Here is a 16,006-nt window from a genome sequence, read left to right as displayed (position 1 = left end):
AACGCAGTTCGCCCCTACATTGTGGACAAAATCCGTTACTGTAGGGGCGCAATGCTTGCGCCCTCCGATCGCTCAGGTTTGCTGATCACCCTAAGTAGGGGGAGAGCCTTCGAGGTGTTAGGGACTTGCGCTTTGATAATGTGCCATCTGATCTGGCTGGTCTGGTTCTTCTACAGAGCGATTTTCTGGCTGGGATATTATTCCTACGCAAGTCCCTAATCACCACCGAAAAGCAAACCAAACCAATGCACCGAGTCAGGGAAATTCAGATTGTTTCAATAGACATCTCTTTTGCATGAGTAGAAAACGGGTTTCTCCGAGAAACCCGTTTTCTGTGCGTTACTCAGTCTCAACTTAGTTGGGGTTTAACAACCTTTCTAGATTTTAACCTCAGCTAAAAACGCGATCGCCTTCTCCTATCTACACAGTAAAACAGCGATCGCCCCTGATTAAGCAATCGCAAATTCTGTTAATTCACGACTTGCAGGATCATGAAATGCTAAAACAATATCTTCTTTGGGAATCCCTGCTTCTAATAATTGAGAGGTGATTCCTATTTCTGTCCAATCCTGTTCAATATAAACTCTTTCATTTTTAATACGAATATGAATCTGAATATTGTTGATTTTCTTTTTGTTTATCCAACCAATAGACATCCATAGATAATGATCATGATTTTCATCAAAAATCAAACAGGTTTCTAGTTTTTTTTTGGATGAGCTATTCGCAATTTTGTCTAGCTTTGTTAAGGTATTTTGAATAATTTGGCGATAGTTAGTTAGTTTATCCATTGGACAATCTCCTCTTTTTCGATGTTGACAACTAATAAATCTAATTGGTGTCTTTTAATAACGGCTTGAATAGATTTTCGTTGGAAAAAAGTCTCATAAATTTCATCTTTGATAGCCAGATAGATTTCTTGGTATTCATCTTGTCCTAATTGAATGAGATCACGATAAAAAATATATTGTCCCAAAGCCATTTCAAAGTCTTTGATCATTGAAGGGCCAAGAAAGCTTTTAATTTCAATGATAATTTTACGTTGTCTTTGTTCTTCGGAAATATATTTCTCGATCGCCAGGTCCGGATACAATTCAGCGTCTTCATATTCAATAGGATAAGGATCGGCCGTAATTGTCCAGCCGTCTTTAATTAAGGCATTTTTAACGGCTTCGTGATAGAGGTCTTTTGCTGGCATTTGCCTCCTTCTATTTTGATCACTGGATTTATTATAAGCGATCGCCTCTTCCAAATTTTTATTAAAAACGCGATCGCCTATCGGTAGATGTCCTTTCGATGTCCAATATCTAGAATAATCACCTTTTTTGCGGAATCATCTATCTCGGAAATAACGCGATAAACTCCAATCCGAATCCGCCAGCCTTCTCGTCCTGTCAGTTTGAGACACCCTGCTGGTCTTGGATTGTCAGCTAATGCTCTAATCCCGTCTCGAACTTTCTGATAACTATCTTGGGGAAGATTAGCTAAAGCCTTAGAAGCTTGTTTTTTAATCGCAATAGTGTAATTCATTGACGACTATTTTCAATTTCGGTGATCGCCTCTTCAAAAGGAATTTCTTCCTCTTCCGAAATAGCTAAATCATAGGCTCTAATAGCATTCAATTCTTCAGAATCTTCTAGGAGTTTTCGATATTCCTCTATATCTAAAAGAATACCGATTTGATTACCCTGTTCATCAGTAATATACTTTTGCTTTAATGGCATTGATAATTACCTTGTTTGTTAATTTTATTCCCCTATTATAGCTCAAATTTCTCCTGCATCCTCAACTCAACAGCGATCGCCCTTCTCAAACACAATAAAATGCGATCGCTCCAATTAAAGTTAAGATGAGAAACTATACCTCAACTTATCCTAAGAATTAAAGATTAAAAAGTATTCCTATTCTACAAACTAATGGTATTAATTTAGCTAGAGTTGAGGGTTTGACTTTAGAAAATTGGAATGCTATAATAATGCCTAAATACCAATATTCGGAATAATTAATTATGCCATCTTTAGACTTCTTAATTAAAGAATTGAATAATAATGGTAGCGAAGTAATAGATATAATTAAAATTTATTCCCCAAACACCATTAAGCAAAAAGTTATGGGAAATCCGACAGGGAGCAATCGCAGCTGGATTGCAACTGCTCAATGAAGACGAAATAGAACAAGAACTTGCTGCACGTCGGGGAGGATGCAGTGAGTCATGAAATTGCTGGCACTTACGGTTTAGATGGATGCACTTCATGTTGCTGCTGCGCTGCAAATTCAGGCTGATGAACTAATCACCACCGAAAAGCCAACCAAACCAATGCACCGAGTCAGGGAAATTCAGATTGTTTCAATAGACATCTCTTTTGCATGAGTAGAAAACGGGTTTCTCGGAGAAACCCGTTTTCTGTGCGTTACTCACTAAGAGTAAGGGGACCAGGGACCGATGACGGTTTCTCCTCGCTTCTCTTTTTCTGCTAATTCCAGGTTTAAGGTCAATAGTTTCTCTAAAATATCTTCGTCAGCTTGGAAGTGATAGGCTTCCATTACTAGCTTATCTAATTTCTGATGGAGTTGATACAGTTGGCTACTGGGTTCGTTAAAAAATTGGTTATATAGTTTGGTGATTCCCCATTGTTTTTTTTCCATCTGTTGACTGCGGTATTCGTGTAATTCCCCGGCGGTTTTACGGATTTTTTCGACAAGTTCCTGTGAAGGTTTCTGAGGAAAAGGGAAGGTTTCAAAACAGGTGTTATGGGTGTAGGCTGTTCTGTCCTCAAGTGTAGATTTTTGGGTGTGCATCCAAGTTCGGTGAATGTTAGATAAAAGAATACCTAAGATATAATAATCATCGGAAGCAACTACTTTAGTTTTATTACCTGGTAGCCAATCACAGGGACAAGGGACAAAAACTGCCCATTTGGAAACTTCTGGGACAGCAAAATAAAACGATTTTTTAACAATATATTCTCTCATTATTGAAGCATTTGATCCCATCTTCCACCAATTCTCTCTTCTGACTTTCATCCGATTTATCTCTCTTTCTGGCTTAACATTTACTTTAATATGCTCAAAAGGTAGTTTATATTCACTAGCATCCTCTAAACTCATATCATTAAAATCAATAATCCAGCGTTCTGGCTTACCGTGAGGATTTTGGGCTAGATTTGCTCCCATTGAAAACAACTTGAGGACATCTGTATTTTTAGGCTCTTGTTTAATCCATTCATTAACTTGTTTTTCACTAACCAGAAAACCTTTACCAACAGGAATCACTCCTTGAAAACATTGATTAAGATTAGCTTTTAATCGCGGAGATTTAGAGACATCTACAGTCGCTTTTAAAGAAGAATTAATCTGAGAAACTTGATGATTATCTAAATAATAACTTACTGGTTCAATTTTACTCCAATTAACAATACTAACATGAACATTAGCTTCACCAGACCAAGGCTGAGTAGAAATCGCCTCATGAATGTGTCCACCATTGTGAGTAATATAATCCAACGCCGCTACACGACTTTTCCCTTGACTAATAGAATTAGTTCCGACTAAACCCGCTCTTCCTTTCTCATCTAATTGATTATGTGCTAGACGAAACCAATAGGAACAAAAATCAACCGAGTCTTTAACCTCAGAAAACCTTCCAAACACTCTATTAACATAATCATCACTGAGATTTAATCTCATGTGTTTACCTCCCAAAAATGGAGGATTACCGATAATTGCGTCTGCTTTTTGCCAATCCGTAAACAAAGCATCAGCACAAATAATATTACTATCCAAAGTATCCAAAGGTAAAGAAGCTTCCGTCAAATTAAACTTATCAATCGCCACCTTCCGGGCAATCATTAAAGTCACCCGCGCTAATTCTACAGCAAAAGGATTAATATCCATTCCATAAAACTGTTTAGGTGTAACAAAACTAATCTGTAATTGGTCACTAGCAGAACGACGACGTTCAGCAATCTTTTCAATTAATAACTGTTCAATGCGCTTTAATTCTTGATAGGCAACATAGAGAAAATTACCCGAACCGCAAGCAGGATCAAGTACCTTATACTGCTGTAATTCTAACTGAAGTGTATTTAACTCCCCAATCGTCCCAGCTTGCTCAATTCTTTCCTCCCAGTAACGGCTAATAGTTGGGCGAACAATTTTCATAATATCCGCTTCTGAAGTAAAGTGCATCCCGTAAGTATGACGTTCTTCAGCATTAGCTGTCCCTTCAAAAATATTACCAAAAATTGCAGGACGGATCTTACTCCAATCCTGACGCGCCGCCACATCCAGAAACTCTAATTCTTTATTAGTTAATTGAATTGGATGAATTATACTAAACAGTCCCCCATTAAAATAATCCACTCCCTGATACTTACCAACGGGGGTAATTCCGGGTTGGTTCATCTGTTGAAATAATCCCCCCAAAACATCATAGGAATTGCCACCATTTAGACATTCTTGTACACAAGAAATAAATAAATCTCTTGGTAACAATCCTCGATCCTCCGCAAACATTGCCAAAACACACTGTAAAATAAATCGCTGGGCCGTCAACTCATCAAAACCGCTTTTATGACCGCGTTTTTTTAATAGTTGAAATAACTCACCCATGCGCCGCGCTGCCGTTTCTGTAATCTCGACTTGATTATTCTGAAAGATAGGGGTACGATTCCCTACTTCCATAAAATTGAAGGCACTCACCCGATTTTTTAAATCGTTGAGATTTACTCGATCTACCGGTTCATCTATTTGAAGATCAAAATCAAAAATCCAGAACTGATCAAAATTACATAATAAGACATAGCGAGGGCGATTGGGAACTAATCGACTCCAGTATTCAAAAGCTTGGGGATAGTGTTTACTTAAATCTTCTCCTCGCTTTTTCATTTCAATTAAAACACGAGGTTTCCAAACTAAATCAGCAAATCCCGTTTTACCTTTCTTGCTACCTTTAGTAATCGCCTCCTCATAGGTTGCACCCGCTTCTAACGCACCTTTATGACCAAAAGCTCGAAAGAAACGGTCTAGGAAAATCTGAGCTTCTTTCCTTTCTTTGCCAGTAATATGCTGTTGACAAAAATCAATAAATTCCTGTAAGCTTTCAAGAGTAGTAGTCATCTCTAGCCTTTCTATTGGAGTAGGGTGGGCGTTCTAGTGCGATCACCATCTTACACAATAATTCATAATTCATAATTCATAATTCATAATTCATCATTCATAATTCATAATTCACCCTCCCATGTAGTCTTAACGGGTTACTCCATCCACCACCGGACGGACATCGCTACCCTCAAAATAGCCGGGGTTGCCTGTCCAGTTGAAATCCGACACGCGGATGTTGAGTATTCCCAACTGCAGCACGGGGTTATAGCGCAAAATTAAACTATAGGTGCGACGACTCCATTCGAGAAAATATTCTGTACTGATTTCCTTCGCTTGATCGATACTATAAATGCTCTGGAAACCCACACGAATCGGACCATATACCTGTTGAGTTATACCATAGGACATTGTTTGTTGATCAACAAAGCGATCGAAGAAAAAGGGTGATTGTCCGTTAACTAAACCCTGACTAAAACTGATATTAAACCCGGTATAGTCGAGAAAATTGCGGGAAAAACGCCCAAACTGTCCTAATAATCCCACGGTTCCCGTGACGGAATTTTGCGTCTCTCCATTAGTGTAATAACTGGTGACACCGGTGACACCAGTGACAAGAGCAATATAGGGTTGAACGGGAACGGGAGAAAATCTTAAACCTTGGTCGGGAGTCGGTGGTAAAGTAAGGGCAGACCAGAGTAAAAAACTGCGATTGAGGGAGACAGCACCCTGAAAACGACTTAAATTAGTCACATTATCCGTTGCATTGGCTGCTAAGAGATTACTGCGATCGGTGGGTGCGTTAACATTCTGAACAGAAGCTTGATAACTGAGTCTAATATCCGTATTGGGGACAACAATCACCGGTGAGGTCAAAATTGCCCCAAAACTGCTATTAACCGTCTGAAACCCTAAAGAACCGTTAAAGAGACGCTCGCGATAATTGTACTCCACATTGAGCAGATAGGGGTCCTGCAACTGTCCGATCGTCTGTTGAAAGCGAATCTTAGAACGAACACTATTTTCGATCTGTTCCAAATCTAAATTAGAAAAAGAAGCTGTTGCCTGAAAAAACGAGCGCTCACCAAAATTAGTGGCAAAATTCCCCAATAAACCAAAAGCTTTCGGACTAAGGGGTGAAACTTCGCCACCTCCGGGGTTAGCTGAGGGAAAAGCATCGGGATTAAGGACTTTTTGAATTAAATATTGCGGTGTCAACTCAAAAAGAGTCTTCGGTGTCTCCACTAAAGTTAGGGGACTTTCTACGAAAAATCCGCCCCGATCCTCCCCATCATAGCCTGGGGCAATTAAAAAAGGACGACGACGACGGCGATCGAAGGTAAGACTATTAATAAAAGTGGGTGCCACTACCCGTTGATCGAAAACCAACTGGGAATTACTCATCCGCAACTCATCGGTAAAGGGGCCGGTACTGCGAAAAGTGGCGGAATTGGCCCGAACTTCCAATTCAGGAGGGGAAAAAGGGTCATTCGTCAGACGCACATTAGTGGCATTCCACACCTTACCATCAAAATTCAAGCGCTCGGCCTGAAAACGGACACGATTAATCGTTCCCCCCGACGGACTATTAATATTCTGTCGATCGCGCCGACTGGGATCCTGTCCCCCGACGACAAATTGAAAACCCTCTCCCGTCGTGATTCTCTGCAAGGGTTGATTTAATGCCAAACGATCGGTTAGGGTTCCAAAAGAACTACTGGCCCCCACATCCGTGGGCAGCGTTTGTCCTAAATCCCTAGCGGTGCTGGGTTGAAAAATTTCCCCATTAGCATTAAATACCACACCGCTATCCTGGACGAAATAATATTCAAAGCGATCGCCGCGCAGGATTTGATCTCCCCGGGTTAGGATTACCTGGCCCTCCGCTACCGCTAACTTTTCGGGAAGATTAATCTGTAAGCGATCGGCTGTTAGTACACTTTGGGCAAAACGCAGGGTGACATTACCTCTAGCGGTGATAATCTGCCGATTTTGGTCAAATTCCTGCTCATCGGCCACTAATTCTAGGGGTCTTTCCTCTTCTGGATTAGCGGACTGAGCTAGGCTGTTATTGAGGGAAATAAAGTATTCTTGGCTGGTTTTTTCGCCTTTTTTCCGCACTAATAGCCGAGTTGAGCCATTTTTCTGGTTAAGAGCTTTTTGATTTAATCCTGAAACTATCTCGGTTTCGGGATGAATGGTGACACCAACGGCTGCGGGGGGTGGAGAATTCTGAACAGAAAGGGGTTTTCCTAAAGCTGCCGCATCACCCGCACTGCTAGGTAATGGTTTGAGGGGAATACCCTGATCGGGAACCAAGGGTTTTACCTCGACGGTTTCCGGGGGTGGAGTGACGGTGAGGGGAATAGAAACGCTCTCTTCTGAAGGCTTTTTTGCCTCTAGAGGTGCTGGGGTGACAGGGAGGGGAACTACAGACGTGGGACTATTTTCAGAAACTTGGCGCTCCTCCGTTTCCGGTTCAGCTACAGTATTAATTAGGGCAGGTGGTTCAACAGCTAAGAGAAAAAAAGACATGACTGCACGAGTCGGCGATCGAAATAGAGGACGAGCGAACCTCAATGATACTACCACGATCATTATTTCTAGGGAGACAGGGAAAGTTCAATAACTTGTTCCCTGTGTCTCTACCCTAGAACCAGTTTGATAATTGTCTTCTACTCAAAGTCTTTGCGTCCGGGGTTACGGGTAGGATCGCCGGAAAGGAAGCCAAAGATAAAAAGTAAGACAAAGAAGGAAACAACGATATAAACGGCGATTTTTAGGGTTAACATTACTAAGACGTTCTCCTTAGACTAGATTAATGCAATAACAGGGTTAGCATACCTTGACCTACTTTACCCTATTTGAGTGATCCCTGAACAGAGAAAAGCGATCGGTTCTCAGTTATCAGTTATCAGTTATCAGTTATCAGTGAGCAGTTATCAGTGATCAGTGATCAGATAAGTGGGTGGGTGGAATTAAATATAAGATGAACGTAGGTTGGGTTGAAGCATGAAACCCAACGCTCGCTCATGTTACGCTACCGCTAACCCATCCTAAAAATAATTGTGCCTCCCTACTTATGAGTTTTTAGTGGACAGTCTGATCAGTGATCGGTTATCAGTCGTCAGCCTACCGTTTACTGGGTACTGATCACTGAAAAGACGACTAAATAGCCTATTTTTAGCCAATTTATGAATAATCTCGGTAAATTATATGTGGTGGGAACGCCGATCGGTAATTTAGACGATCTGACTTTCCGCTCCCTGGCAACCCTCAAAAAAGTCTCTCTAATTGCTGCCGAAGATACCAGACACACCGGCAAATTATTACAGCATTTTGATATTTCAACCCCTCAAATTAGTTACCATGAACATAATCGCCTTTCCCGTCTCGATGAGTTATTAAATATTCTCAGCCAAGGTCAGGATATCGCCTTGGTTACTGATGCGGGAATGCCGGGGATTTCTGACCCGGGTTATGAGTTAATTAAAGCTTGTATAGAAGCTAATATCGAAGTGGTTCCCATCCCCGGAGTAACGGCGGTAATTACTGCTTTAGCGGTGTCGGGATTACCCACGGAAAGATTCTGTTTTGAAGGATTTCTTCCGGGTAAGGCAAAGCTGAGACAAGAGCGCTTAGAGAGTTTAAAAACTGAAACAAGAACGATGGTTTTTTATGAAGCTCCCCACAAACTTATTAAGACTTTAGAGGATTTACGCGAAACTTGTGGACTCACAAGAAAGATAGTTTTAGGTCGGGAATTAACCAAGCTTTACGAAGAAATTTGGCGAGGAACTATCGACGAGGCGATTAATTTATATCGGGAGAATAAAACTCCTAAAGGAGAATTTACGCTCGTAGTTATGGGCAACGATCAGGCCGATAATATCCAATTATCCGACGAGGAATTAAAACAGGAATTAAAACAAATTATAGAACGGGGAGTTAGTCGATCGCAAGCCAGCAGACAATTAGCACAGGTTACTAATTTATCCCGCAGTCGTTTATACAAATTAGCCCTAGAAATTTGATGATTATCAATTTTTATTCCCACCGCTAACCCTCGATTACTTAGCTGATTGAAGTAACAAAATCCCCCCAGCAGTTAATCCTAAAATATTGGGCAACCAAGCGGCCATCAAGGGGGTTAAAACTCCGCCAATACCTAAGGAACTGGTGACAAAAGATAGGAGATAATAGGAGAAAATTAGAACAATACAAATACCGAAACTGGTGGCTTTATTAGAATTTTGGGGACGCAATCCCAAGGCTGCCCCAATCATGCCAAAAACTAAACAAACAAAGGGTAAAGATATTTTCTGCTCGATTTGAACCTGTAGTTTTCTAATTTTGGTGGGATTGCCACTTAATTGCAGTATTTCTAAGTATTCCCGCGCTTGTCTGAGGGTCATTTCTGAACCATCTCGGCCTCGAAAAGCTAAATCTAAAGGGGTACGAGGTAGGGCTAATTGTTGATGTTGAAAGCGGACAATATTACGATAGGAACCATTAGGATCAATTAGATAAATTGTGCCGTTATAAAAATCCCAGATATTTTTTTCAATATTCCAAGAAGCTGATTCTGAGGTAATAATTTGATTAACTTCCGGCTGGGTGCGATCGAGAATGGTTAACCCTAACATTTCTTGACCGTTAAATCTTTCGGCATAAAATAACCTTCTTAATACCGTTTGCGCTTCCCCTCCATCCGGTGGCCGCACTTTGCCGTATTCAGGATAAATAATATTATCTTCAATAAAAGACTTGCGATTTGGTCGCAGAGCTTTCGTCATGGTAGCATTAGCTTCATAACTGGCAGCTGGAGCCACATAATCATTAAAAACGTAGGTTAATCCCGTCACTATTAAACTTAGCACAATGGCGGGAATTATTAGGCGATAAACACTAATTCCAATACTTTTAAAAGCAATTAATTCGCTATCACTGGCTAAACGACTGTAGGCCATTAAAGCTGCTAAAAGTATCGACATGGGAAAGGCTAAAACAATAAACTCTGGCATTTTTAATAAGAGAATTTTTAGGGCCAAAGTAAAAGGTAAACCCGATTCAGTAATCCGTCGCACTAAATCAAATAAAGTCCCGATCGCCACTCCCAAAGAAGTGAATAAACCCATACCAAATAGAAAGGGCAATAATAACTCGACAAAAATATAGCGGTCTAAGATGGTAAATCCGGGTATTCTACTTAAATTTCCTTGCCAATTGCTAACTTTCATGATATAATGTAGCGATTTTTTATTAATAACAATTATCTGAAAAAATTATCACCCAAATAATACTGACGCACCAGAGGATTATTATACAGTTCTTCGCCACTTCCCGCCGCTAAAATCTGCCCTTCGCGCATAATATAAGCCCGATTAGTGATAGCCAAAGTTTCTCGCACATTGTGATCGGTAATTAAAATTCCCATCTGACGATCCCTTAAACCAGCGATCATCGCTTGAATCTCAGATACAGCGATCGGATCTACTCCGGCGAAAGGTTCATCTAATAATAAAAATCTTGGTCCGTTGACTCCCACCGCTAAAGCGCGAGCTAATTCCGTCCTTCTTCTTTCTCCTCCGGAAACGTAAGCGCCTTTAGTGCCAACAATCTTATCGAGGCGAAATTCTTTTAATAAATCATAGAGACGATTTGCCCGTTGGGAAAAGGGAACTCCCGACTGTTCTAGGGCTAACTGAATATTTTCTGATACAGTTAAATAACGAAAAATACTGGCCTGCTGCGTCAGATAGCCAATCCCCAGACGCGCCCTTTGATTAAGGGGTAATTTAGTAATTTCTTTTTGATCGAGCCAAACGCGCCCTTGATTCGGTTTAATTAATCCCGTGGCGATATAAAAAGTTGTGGTTTTCCCCGCACCATTTGGCCCTAATAACCCGACAATTTCCCCCGGGGCAACAGTAATACCCACCCGGTTAACCACGAGCCTTTTACCGTAGGATTTATGGATATTTTCTAATACTAAAGTCATCTTTATCCGGTGTTGGGGTGTGGGGTGTGGGGTGATGGGGAAGTGGGGTGATGGGGAAGTGGGGACGTGGGAAATGGGGAAGTGGGGACGTGGGGACGTGGGGAAGCTGTCTCATCACCCTATCACCCCAAAACCCTATCACCCTATCTCCTCCCGTCTCGGAGTCTCCTGATTCCCCATCACTGCGGGTTAATAATTGGGGCAGCGGGGAGGGAAGGGGAAGGTAGGGGTGCGGGTGTCGGGGAGGCTGCTGGTTGGGGGGAAGTTTCGTTATCTTTGACTAAATAAATTGACTCCACCTGCTGACTGGTTTGGGGAGTAGCGATAAATCTGCCCTCATCGACTAGATAAGTCATCGTTTCGGCGCGGATACTGTTGCCTTCCTGCAAAACATAAACGTTACCCGTCATCACTAAACGACGTTCGCGGCTAAAATACTGAGCTTGGGCAGAAGTGGCCTGCATTTTGCGGGCAGGATAGAACACTTGTACGTTACCCCGCGCAGTAATTACCCCCGTTTTTGAGTTTGCCTCCTGAATATCCGATCGCACTGTCATGGCATTACCTGGTACAATATTCTGCTGTGCCTTGACTAGGGGAGAAGTACCTAATCCCATAACTAAGCTAGTAGAAACGAGGGCAACTAGCCATCCTCTGATTTTTGTGTATCTTGCTCTCATAGAAATCTCACCTATAAATAGAGTATTTTATCCCCCCTTTTATCCCCCCTTTTATCCTCCCTTTTATCCCCCCTTGATAAGGGGGGTGCTGACAATTTTTAACATCCACCTACTTAGCGGTAATTGTATTGACTAACTAATCTAGCTGTTTAGAGGACGGGATGACTTTTGAGGATTTTCGGCAGAGAACAGATAGATCGATCGAGGTGGGGATGAGGATGTTCCTGATTGCTTTTCATCGCTTCTAGCACTGCCGGTAAAGCTTGGGGATCGAGATTCTGTAAAAAGTTTAATAGATCCAAACTCTCCCCCACCAAGTGCGTCACGTTGATACCCTCGTAATCGGGTTGATAGTGTTGTAAACGTCTCACCCCTTCTCCCAAAAGAATTACCGCCCCGCGCCAGTTATTATTTTCTAGATGGTAACAAGCGACAGCAATCTGCAAAATGCCTTGATAAAAGGTTTTTTCAGGCTCTGCGGACTCCATCCACAAAGCCTCTAGGGTATCATGACAAGCATAGAATTGCTGGCGATTAAATTCGTCGATTCCTTGCCCAAAAGCGCTGGCTGTCATTACCCTATACTAATGCCCCCTCATCGATTCGCGGACTTCTTGGATATAGTCGAGGGAAATTACCTGTTCTTCCCCAGCAAACTCGTTATCGGGGGTAATAAATAGCATACAGTGACATTCTTTCCGTTCCCGCATCGGTACACAGGGACAATTCCAAAAAGTATTTTTTACCTCCGCTTCTTTGTCTTCGTAGTGACGACAGGGACATAAAGGAGCGCCTAATTCGTCCTTATGACGCGCTAATCCCTCAATTACTACCGCTGTCACCGAGAGATCGCTACAGAAGTAAGTATTTGTACCTCTAGCGTACTGTTCGGCAAACTTCTTCATCGCCTCAAGACTCTTATCTGTGTCTGTGATCTGGCTCATAGTTATCTGATCCCCTTAGCTTTCTACAAAAAAACTTTTTACTATCCTATCTCGATCCGCTTCCCCTTGGGCGAGGAGAATTTTTAGAATCTCTTTCGATTTTGCCACCGATCCCCTTGTTAATCTAATACGATAAAAAGACTCTCTTTGGCCAAAAGCTCGACTTTTTGGCCAGCAAATCGGAATTATAGGGGCAAAGTTCCTCAAACCTATCCTTAATTCCTGCAATCCCTGTACCCTATCAATACCAGAACATGATTTTATCTTTCTTGCAGACAAATAAAATTTCTGACGATAATACACCTTGGTGGCTGAAAATTACCTCCCTTTATCCCCACTGTACCTACTATTTTGGTCCCTTTGCTTCTTTTGAGGAAGCAGAACAGCATCAGGGGGGTTATCTCCAAGATCTAGAGTCCGAAGGAGCGCAAGGAATCAGTCTTTCGATCGAGCGGAGTAATCCCCATTATTTGACCGTTTTTGACGATGGAAATCAGCATCTAGCTAAAACTTTCGCTTCCCATGCTCGAACCTTTTCTCGCTTTATTTCTTAAGTCTCCCTGTCCTCTCTGTCAACGGCAAAGCGATCGAGAGCTTTGCCGTGATTGTGGGCGACAATTACAGGCCTATCGTCAGAATAACCCGCTTTTTCTCTGGCGTGGTTCTATTCCCCTGTTTATCTGGGGACGCTATGAAGGTAAATTAAAACAGGCGATCGCTAAAATGAAATACGATCGCCATCCCGCTCTCGGCTCTTTGCTAGGCAGTTGCATGGGGGAAACTTGGCTGCTGCGTCCTCCCCTCACCGATAAACGTTTGACGGTGATTCCTATCCCTCTCCATCCAGAAAGGTTAAAGGAAAGGGGTTTTAATCAAGCAGAAGTCATTGGCGAAGGTTTTTGTCGTTTAACCGGTTATCCTCTGGCTAGTCGCGGATTAATTCGGATTAAGAACACGGCAGCTTTATTTAGTATGGCAGCCGAGGAGAGAAAAAAGACGATGCAAGCGGCTTTTCAACTGGGGAAAAATTTACCGAAATCAGTGCCGATTCTCTTAATTGATGATATTTATACCACAGGAACCACGATCGAGGAAGCTGTGCAGGTTTTACGCACAGAGGGATATCGGGTAGTCGGTGCGATCGCTCTTGCCAGTTCCAAAATTAGCTAAAATGCCCAGAGGAATCCGTCTGGGCATTTAGAGTTAGATTAAATTAAGTGCGTTTGATCTTGTCGTATTGACTGATGAAAATCAAACCGATAGTGGCAGGAATCAGGACGATAACCGCACCTAAAACAAGGCTCCAGAGAAAGTTAGCTAAAGAGGGTGTCATGATAGATAAATCCTTTGTCATATTTTCAAAGACTTAGTTTTTTATCTTATCACCTTGGGCGAGAAGACCCCCAGTTCCACGGCCAGATAAATGCGATCGCAGGTTATTATATGTCTTCAATCGCTGAAAATAAAATCTCCCTTGACTTCTCAAGGAGATGGGGATGTTTGACAATGGGTGATAGTTACAAAAGTTCACACTAGACTGGCAAAGATTTTTATGGCTACTGACGATCGCAAACGGCGCATTCTCGATCATCTCTCCAGAAGTACCACTGGTGCTGACTATATTCCCAAAAAACCGCTGCCAATTGTGGAAACTCCTCCGGTGGTAGCGGAACCCGTGGCAGTGCCGCCGCCGGTAACTCCTTCACCGGAATTAACTGCTAAAGAGCGCAAAAGAAAGATAATGTCCCATCTTTCCATGAGTAGCGAAGATTTTGGCGAAATTACTAGCACTACCCCCCAAGAAAAGCGTAAACGTCAAATTAACGACCATCTGCGCCAAAGCCAAGGATAAATAGTAAGGAGTGAGAATTAGCAACTAGGCATCTTCTAGACTGTTCTCACTCCCTCATTTTCTGCTGTCGATGGGAATAATGACAGTTGTTGCAAATCAGTTTCTCGCTCTGGCAACAAGGGAATGTTAAAGTTAGTAATGAGTGCTTCGGTGATCGGATGACGTAATTTTTCTGTGGAACCAACATGATAAAAATGCTGTTTAGTATAGATATAAAACTGATCAGCACTCCAATTTTTTTTAATTAAAGGATTGCTTCTAAACTGATTACTGTGCCAAGTGGAAAAAATAAACCGACAAGAAATATCCTTTAAAATAGTCACCAAACAATCTTCATCCTCTTCAGACCAAGAGTTAAAATAATCGGCGTGTCTCCCTAAATAAGGAGGATCGAGATAGATCAAATCTGTTTTTTGCCAATCAGATAAAGTCTCTCGAAAGTCAGCAACTTGAAAATTATAATCAGTTTTAATAAGAATATTTTCTATGGCAATAACTTGATTAACTATTTTGGTAATATATGCTTGAGAAAATCGCTCTGATTTATGACAGTAAGGTACGTTAAACTGTCCCTTCCGATTGAATCTCATCACGCCGTTAAAACAGGAGCGATTGAGAAATAAAAAATCTAGAGAATTAGGAGCTTGATTAAATCTTTCTCGTACTTGATAATAATAACTTTCTCCCTGTTCCTTAAGAACTTGACCATTTTCTTGCAAAAAAAGCTTCACAGTTTTACTGGTAATAACTTGATTTTTTAGATTATTATAAAACTGTATAATATGAGTATTGGTGTCCGCAAGTAAAGCCTTTTTCGGATTAATATTAAAAGCCACCACTCCCGATCCAGAAAAGGGTTCTATCCAACGCCCAAAGCTCAGATCAGACACAATATTTTTAACATCTTTTACCAATTTAGTTTTAATTCCTTGACACTTAATCGGTGGCACAAGTGGCGTTAACTTCACTAAACACTCTCCTCATTAACAGTAATTTCTATCCACAGCAAACTTAGCTCCTGTTGGCTCGTGAATAAAGGTCAAATCAGGGTAAAAATTTTGTTGAGATACTAACTCTATCTTTAATTGGTTACATCTAGCAAAATTATCAAATATGGGAAAAAGAAGCAATTCTAGGATTTTAGAGATGATTTTCGTATCAATAGAAGGTAGGTTGGGTTGAAGCATGAAACCCAACGCCCGCATGGGTTACGCTACCCCTAACCCATCCTACAAATAATTGTGCCTCCCTACTCAACTTTTAAGCAGTTTAAATTCAGTACAGCTTAGGGACTTGCGCTTTGATAATGTACCTTTTGGGCGAACGCAGTTCGCCCCTACATTGTGGACAAAATCCGTTACTGTAGGGGCGCAAAGCTTGCGCCCTCCGATCGATCAGGTTTGCTGATCACCCTAAGTAGGGCGAGAGC

General features: G+C 41.6%; 21 protein-coding genes and 1 pseudogene. 7 read left to right on the top strand and 15 right to left on the bottom strand.

The features are described from left to right. Positions 1-449: 449 nt before the first annotated feature. The 4 genes from O9324_RS06725 to O9324_RS06710 all read right to left on the bottom strand — a co-directional run bounded on the left by O9324_RS06725 (position 450) and on the right by O9324_RS06710 (position 1,724). Complete coding sequence (locus O9324_RS06725) at positions 450-791, bottom strand: XisI protein (RefSeq protein WP_002767575.1); 342 nt, start codon at positions 789-791, stop codon at positions 450-452. Further along, positions 779-1,198, bottom strand: a complete 420-nt coding sequence (locus tag O9324_RS06720; RefSeq protein WP_002767573.1) for a XisH family protein — start codon at positions 1,196-1,198, stop codon at positions 779-781. The genes O9324_RS06725 and O9324_RS06720 overlap by 13 nt, the downstream gene beginning before the upstream one ends. A 77-nt stretch (positions 1,199-1,275) precedes the next feature. Further along, complete coding sequence (locus O9324_RS06715; protein WP_288139780.1) at positions 1,276-1,530, bottom strand: type II toxin-antitoxin system RelE family toxin; 255 nt, start codon at positions 1,528-1,530, stop codon at positions 1,276-1,278. Beyond that, positions 1,527-1,724, bottom strand: coding sequence for a RelB antitoxin-like protein (locus O9324_RS06710; protein ID WP_194018379.1), 198 nt, complete (start codon positions 1,722-1,724; stop codon positions 1,527-1,529). Before O9324_RS06710 ends, O9324_RS06715 begins: the two co-directional genes overlap by 4 nt. A 284-nt stretch (positions 1,725-2,008) precedes the next feature. Here O9324_RS06710 and O9324_RS06705 point away from each other — a divergent pair, with 284 nt between their 5' ends. Both O9324_RS06705 and O9324_RS27175 read left to right on the top strand, forming a co-directional pair. Continuing rightward, positions 2,009-2,161, top strand: coding sequence for a hypothetical protein (locus tag O9324_RS06705; RefSeq protein ID WP_288139779.1), 153 nt, complete (start codon positions 2,009-2,011; stop codon positions 2,159-2,161). A gap of 20 nt (positions 2,162-2,181) precedes the next feature. Continuing rightward, positions 2,182-2,371: pseudogene (locus O9324_RS27175) on the top strand (hypothetical protein). A gap of 47 nt (positions 2,372-2,418) precedes the next feature. On the opposite strand, the gene O9324_RS06700 reads toward O9324_RS27175, so the two are convergent. From O9324_RS06700 to O9324_RS06690, 3 genes are all read right to left on the bottom strand, one after another. Continuing rightward, complete coding sequence (locus O9324_RS06700) at positions 2,419-5,118, bottom strand: DNA methyltransferase (RefSeq protein ID WP_288139778.1); 2,700 nt, start codon at positions 5,116-5,118, stop codon at positions 2,419-2,421. A gap of 129 nt (positions 5,119-5,247) precedes the next feature. Beyond that, positions 5,248-7,635 (bottom strand): DUF3769 domain-containing protein, encoded by a 2,388-nt coding sequence (locus O9324_RS06695; RefSeq protein ID WP_288139777.1) that lies wholly within the window; start codon positions 7,633-7,635, stop codon positions 5,248-5,250. A 140-nt stretch (positions 7,636-7,775) separates the two neighbouring features. After that, positions 7,776-7,892, bottom strand: a complete 117-nt coding sequence (locus O9324_RS06690) for a photosystem II reaction center protein I (RefSeq protein ID WP_002732356.1) — start codon at positions 7,890-7,892, stop codon at positions 7,776-7,778. A gap of 402 nt (positions 7,893-8,294) precedes the next feature. On the opposite strand from O9324_RS06690, the gene rsmI reads away from it, so the two are divergent. Further along, entirely contained in the window at positions 8,295-9,134 is an 840-nt protein-coding gene (gene rsmI / locus O9324_RS06685; protein ID WP_288139776.1) for a 16S rRNA (cytidine(1402)-2'-O)-methyltransferase, read from the top strand. 36 nt (positions 9,135-9,170) lie between these two features. Here rsmI and O9324_RS06680 read toward each other — a convergent pair whose 3' ends face one another. Then, the gene (locus O9324_RS06680) at positions 9,171-10,340 is read right to left on the bottom strand and encodes an LptF/LptG family permease (protein ID WP_002767546.1); all 1,170 of its coding nucleotides are present in this window, start codon (positions 10,338-10,340) and stop codon (positions 9,171-9,173) included. Between the two features lie 32 nt (positions 10,341-10,372). Beyond that, positions 10,373-11,101: an LPS export ABC transporter ATP-binding protein gene (gene lptB / locus O9324_RS06675; protein WP_002787174.1), complete on the bottom strand. Its 729-nt coding sequence runs from the start codon at positions 11,099-11,101 to the stop codon at positions 10,373-10,375. 34 nt (positions 11,102-11,135) lie between these two features. Between lptB and O9324_RS06670 the strand changes: the two genes are divergently transcribed. After that, positions 11,136-11,273, top strand: a complete 138-nt coding sequence (locus tag O9324_RS06670) for a hypothetical protein (RefSeq protein ID WP_287739807.1) — start codon at positions 11,136-11,138, stop codon at positions 11,271-11,273. A gap of 7 nt (positions 11,274-11,280) precedes the next feature. Here O9324_RS06670 and O9324_RS06665 read toward each other — a convergent pair whose 3' ends face one another. The 3 genes from O9324_RS06665 to O9324_RS06655 all read right to left on the bottom strand — a co-directional run bounded on the left by O9324_RS06665 (position 11,281) and on the right by O9324_RS06655 (position 12,725). Further along, positions 11,281-11,781, bottom strand: a complete 501-nt coding sequence (locus O9324_RS06665) for an LptA/OstA family protein (RefSeq protein ID WP_287627124.1) — start codon at positions 11,779-11,781, stop codon at positions 11,281-11,283. Between the two features lie 149 nt (positions 11,782-11,930). Continuing rightward, entirely contained in the window at positions 11,931-12,356 is a 426-nt protein-coding gene (locus O9324_RS06660; RefSeq protein ID WP_002767543.1) for a DUF309 domain-containing protein, read from the bottom strand. Positions 12,357-12,365: 9 nt separating this feature from the next. Then, a complete protein-coding gene (locus O9324_RS06655; protein WP_002767542.1) occupies positions 12,366-12,725 on the bottom strand; it encodes a ferredoxin thioredoxin reductase catalytic beta subunit in 360 nt (119 codons plus the stop codon). 254 nt (positions 12,726-12,979) lie between these two features. Between O9324_RS06655 and O9324_RS06650 the strand changes: the two genes are divergently transcribed. Together O9324_RS06650 and O9324_RS06645 are read left to right on the top strand one after the other, a co-directional pair. Further along, positions 12,980-13,279 carry a DUF1816 domain-containing protein gene (locus O9324_RS06650; RefSeq protein ID WP_287627126.1) on the top strand — a complete coding sequence of 100 codons (300 nt, stop codon included), beginning with the start codon at positions 12,980-12,982 and terminating at the stop codon, positions 13,277-13,279. Beyond that, positions 13,248-13,895, top strand: a complete 648-nt coding sequence (locus O9324_RS06645) for a ComF family protein (protein WP_287627127.1) — start codon at positions 13,248-13,250, stop codon at positions 13,893-13,895. Before O9324_RS06650 ends, O9324_RS06645 begins: the two co-directional genes overlap by 32 nt. Positions 13,896-13,938: 43 nt before the next feature. On the opposite strand, the gene psbX is transcribed toward O9324_RS06645, so the two are convergent. Beyond that, the gene (psbX, locus tag O9324_RS06640; RefSeq protein ID WP_002733679.1) at positions 13,939-14,058 is read right to left on the bottom strand and encodes a photosystem II reaction center X protein; all 120 of its coding nucleotides are present in this window, start codon (positions 14,056-14,058) and stop codon (positions 13,939-13,941) included. Positions 14,059-14,277: 219 nt separating this feature from the next. On the opposite strand from psbX, the gene O9324_RS06635 reads away from it, so the two are divergent. Further along, positions 14,278-14,577 (top strand): hypothetical protein, encoded by a 300-nt coding sequence (locus O9324_RS06635; protein WP_002767536.1) that lies wholly within the window; start codon positions 14,278-14,280, stop codon positions 14,575-14,577. Positions 14,578-14,612: 35 nt separating this feature from the next. Here the strand turns inward: O9324_RS06635 and O9324_RS06630 are convergent, their stop codons facing one another. Next, the gene (locus tag O9324_RS06630; RefSeq protein WP_002767535.1) at positions 14,613-15,545 is read right to left on the bottom strand and encodes a DNA adenine methylase; all 933 of its coding nucleotides are present in this window, start codon (positions 15,543-15,545) and stop codon (positions 14,613-14,615) included. Between the two features lie 15 nt (positions 15,546-15,560). Next, a complete protein-coding gene (locus O9324_RS06625) occupies positions 15,561-15,764 on the bottom strand; it encodes a type II restriction endonuclease (protein ID WP_223211813.1) in 204 nt (67 codons plus the stop codon). Between the last annotated feature and the right edge of the window lie 242 nt (positions 15,765-16,006).

The sequence above is a fragment of the Microcystis sp. LE19-84.1B genome (assembly GCF_027531875.1).
Classification (GTDB): domain Bacteria; phylum Cyanobacteriota; class Cyanobacteriia; order Cyanobacteriales; family Microcystaceae; genus Microcystis; species Microcystis panniformis.
The sequence above is the reverse complement of the archived record's forward strand: the minus strand, read 5'-3'. Positions and strand labels throughout refer to the sequence as shown.